Origin of the sequence: Cupriavidus sp. HPC(L) (genome assembly GCF_000307735.3) — a bacterium.
Taxonomy (GTDB): Bacteria; Pseudomonadota; Gammaproteobacteria; order Burkholderiales; family Burkholderiaceae; genus Cupriavidus.
In genome coordinates this window covers 1-4,129 of record NZ_AMPR02000247.1, presented here as the reverse complement: position 1 = coordinate 4,129, position 4,129 = coordinate 1, and the positions used below count along the sequence as shown (strand labels likewise).

The 4,129-nt window shown below is 71.3% G+C and carries 2 protein-coding genes; one reads left to right on the top strand and one right to left on the bottom strand.

Going from position 1 to position 4,129, the window contains the following annotated elements; all coding sequences use genetic code 11:
- Nucleotides 1–691: ankyrin repeat domain-containing protein (locus B551_RS14740; RefSeq protein ID WP_043439879.1), on the bottom strand; the 691-nt coding region annotated here is incomplete at its 3' end.
- Nucleotides 692–1,164: 473 nt separating this feature from the next.
- On the opposite strand from B551_RS14740, the gene uvrA reads away from it, so the two are divergent.
- Nucleotides 1,165–4,129: excinuclease ABC subunit UvrA (gene uvrA, locus B551_RS14735; RefSeq protein ID WP_023264409.1), on the top strand; the 2,965-nt coding region annotated here is incomplete at its 3' end.

Sequence of the window (4,129 nt, the reverse complement as noted above, 5' to 3'; positions counted from 1 at the left end):
CGCGCATCGCCGCCAGCTGGCCGCGCCCCGCGGCGATGGCCAATGCCCCGTGGCCCCGCGGCGACAGCGGCAGCGACAACGATTCGGCCCGCGCCAGCCACGGCGTCAGTTGCGCGATGTCGCCGCTGCCGGCGGCGTGCGCCAGTCCGTCGGTGCCGCTGCTTGCGAGCCAGCCGAGATAGTCCGCCACGAGTTCGCCGATGGTCGCCGACAGTGCCGCGTCGCCTGCCATCGCATCGCCGTCCGCCAGCGGTGCCAGTGCCACCGGCGGCCGACGATCGGCATTGCGCGCTGACAGCGCCAGCTTCGCGGCGTGGGCGCCCTGCTCCTCCAGCTGGCGCAGCAACGTGCGCACCAGTTGCGGCGCCGACGGCCGGAGCTGAAACGCCAGATGCAGCGCGGTATCGCCGTTGGCGTTGGTCAGCGCCGGATCGGCGCCGTGCCGCAGCAGCGCTTCGACGGTCTTCAGCTCGCCGCCGGCGAGCATCGCCAGGTGCAGCGCGCTGTTGCCATCGCGGTCCGGCAGCCGCAGCAGCGTCGGTTGCGCGGCCGCCAGCTTGTCGATCGCCGCCGCGTCGCCACGCGCGATGGCCGCGTGCAGGTCGGCGACCGCCGTCTCTTCCACGGTCGATGCGCCGCCCGGCGCACCGGCAGGCTTGGCATCGATGAAACTCCTGGTTGGTAGCACCATGCGTGTTCTCCTGGCATTTGGGATGGGCGCCGCGGAGGGGCGCGGCACCGGTTGCCAGCCGGGTGCCGAGGCGACGGGCTGGCGGCGTGAGGGGCGGCGGTGGGCTGGCGGGTCGCTGTGGGTGGCCGCGGGTGGGCGCCGATGGCTGGTGCCGGCGGCCGCCGGGGCTGCCTGCGGGGTTCCGGAGGCGGAGCGGTATGCCGCTCGACCGGACGCGCCCACCGCCGGCGCGGCCATGCTATGGGGCGCGGCAAGCGGAGTCTTCTTGAAAACACCCGGAATCTGTGCAAAGGGGCGCGCCGGAGGCAGGCGGCAGTCGGTGCGGCGGACCACGTCCGGTGACCCGTGGCGGGCCGCCGGGCGGCGCCGGCGTGGCATCCGGACGCGTCCGCGGGACTTTTGCTAAAGTTTACGCCCGACTTTCCACCGCCCCGGCCCTGGGCGCGGTGCGGCCATCGAAAGGATTCCTCCCCATGTCTTCCGGCGTCATCCGCATCCGCGGCGCGCGTCAGCACAATCTCAAGCAAGTCGATCTGGACCTGCGCACCGGCGAAATGACGGTGGTCACGGGTCCGTCCGGCTCCGGCAAATCGAGCCTCGTCTTCGATACCCTCTATGCCGAGGGGCAGCGGCGCTATGTCGAGACCTTCAGCGCCTACGCCCGCCAGTTCCTCGACCGGATGGACCGGCCCCAGGTCGAGCGCGTCGAGGGCGTGCCGCCGGCCATCGCGATCGACCAGACCAATCCGGTGCGCAGCTCGCGCTCGACGGTCGGCACCATGACGGAGCTGAACGACCACCTGAAGCTGCTGTTCGCCCGCGCCGCCCAGCTGTTCGACCGCGAAACGGCGCTGCCGGTACGCCACGACACCCCCGAGACGATCTACGCCGAACTGCTCGAGCGCACCCGCGACGGCGACCCGCGCCTGGCGGTCACCTTCCCGGTAGAACTGCCGGAATCGGCGAGCGAGGACGAGATCGCGCAATGGCTGTCGGTCAGCGGCTATACCCGCGTGCAGGCGCAGCGGGTGGTCAACTCGCCGACCGGCCCGCGCAAGATGCTCGACGTGGTGGCCGACCGCTTCCGCCTGCAGCGTGCCGACAAGGCCCGCGTGGTCGAGGCGATCGAATCATCGCTCAAGCGCGGCGCCGGGCGCGTCAACATCTACGTACTGCCCGAGGGCGACGCCGCCTCCGCGGAAGGCGGCGACGCCGAAGCGACCATCTGGCGCTTCTCCACCGGCCTGCACTGCCCCGAGAGCGACCTGCGCTATGCCGATCCGCAGCCGGCGCTGTTCTCGTTCAACTCCGCCTACGGCGCCTGCGAGGCCTGCCGCGGCTTCGGCCGCGTGATCGGCGTCGATCTCGGCCTGGTGATCCCCGACGGCCGCAAGACGCTGCGCCAGGGCGCGATCAAGCCGATGCAGACACCGGCCTGGAAGGAGTGCCAGGACGACCTGATGCGCTACGCCGCGCGCGCCGGCATTCCGCGCGACACGCCGTGGGCCGAGCTGACGCAGCAACAGCGCGACTGGGTCATCGACGGCGACCCCGCCTGGAACGGCAAGTGGAACAGCCAGTGGTACGGCGTGCGCCGCTTCTTCGACTACCTGGAGTCGAAGGCCTACAAGATGCATATCCGCGTGCTGCTGTCGAAGTACCGCAGCTACACGCTGTGCGACACCTGCGGCGGCGCGCGCCTCAAGACCGAGGCGATGCTGTGGCGCCTGGGCTCGCGCGAGAACGCGGACGCGGTGCTCGACCCGGCCCGCCGCGTGATGCCGCGCGGCGTGGCCTGGCGACGCGAGCAGCTGGAGGCCCTGCCCGGCCTGACCGTGCACGACCTGATGCTGCTGCCGATCGAACGGATCCGCCGTTTCTTCGACACGCTGACGCTGCCCAGCGTGCTGCTCGACGACGCGCTGAAGCTGCTGCTGACCGAGGTGCGCACGCGGCTCAAGTATCTGTGCGACGTCGGCATCGGCTATCTGACACTGGACCGCCAGAGCCGCACGCTGTCCGGCGGCGAGGTGCAGCGGATCAACCTGACCACCGCGCTCGGCACCTCGCTGGTCAACACGCTGTTCGTGCTCGACGAGCCGAGCATCGGCCTCCACCCGCGCGACCTGAACCGGATCGTCGAGGCGATGCGGCGGCTGCGCGATGCCGGCAATACGCTGGTGGTGGTCGAGCACGATCCCTCGGTGATGCTGGCCGCGGACCGCCTGATCGACATGGGCCCGGGCCCGGGCGAGCGCGGCGGCGAGATCGTCTACGACGGCACGCCGGCCGAGATCCGCCACGCCGGCACGCTGACCGGGCAATACCTGGGTGGCCAGCGCCGCGTCGCCGATGCGTCGGACTGGGTCCGCCGGCCGGTCGACGAGGCCACGCCGCGGCTGGTGCTCGAAGGCGCCAGCGAACACAACCTGCAGGACGTCACCGTGTCGATCCCGCTGCAGCGCCTGGTCTGCGTGACCGGCGTATCCGGCTCGGGCAAGTCGACGCTGATCCAGGACGTGCTGCACCCCGCGCTGGCCCGCCATTTCGGCCGCGCCACCGAAGCCCCCGGCGCGCACCGCGCGCTGGTCGGCGCCGAGCAGATCGGCGATGCCGTGTTCGTCGACCAGTCGCCGATCGGCAAGACCGCGCGCTCCAATCCGGCTAGCTATGTCGGCGCCTTCGACGAGATCCGCAAGCTGTTCGCCAAGGCGCCGCTGGCCAAGCAGCGCGGCTATACCGCCGGCACCTTCAGCTTCAACTCGGGCGACGGACGCTGCCCGACCTGCGGCGGCTCGGGCTTCGAGCACGTCGAGATGCAGTTCCTGTCCGACGTCTACCTGCGCTGCCCCGATTGCGACGGCAGCCGCTATCGCGCCGAAATCCTGGAAGTGAAGATCGAACGCGGCGGCCGGGCGCTGGGCATCGCCGACGTGCTGGAGCTGACCGTCAGCGAGGCGGTGGCGCTGTTCGCCGCCGATGCCGAGGTGCTGCGCGTGCTGCAGCCGATCGTCGACGTCGGCCTCGAATACGTGAAGCTGGGCCAGCCGGTGCCGACGCTGTCGGGCGGCGAGGCGCAGCGCCTGAAGCTGGCCGGTTTCCTTGCCGAGACCGCGCAGGCGGCGCGCAAGCGCGTCGCGCCGGACGCCAGCGAGGGCCGGCTGTTCATGTTCGACGAGCCGACCACTGGCCTGCACTTCGACGACATCGCCAAGCTGATGCGCGCCTTCGGCAAGCTGCTGGACAGCGGGCATTCGCTGATCGTGATCGAGCACAACCTGGACGTGATCCGCGCGGCCGACTGGCTGATCGACCTGGGCCCCGAAGGGGGCGACGCCGGCGGCCAGCTGGTCTGCGCCGGCACGCCGGACGACGTCAAGCGCTGCGCCCAGTCGCATACCGGCGCGGCGCTGCTGCAGTACGAAAGCCAGATCGGCC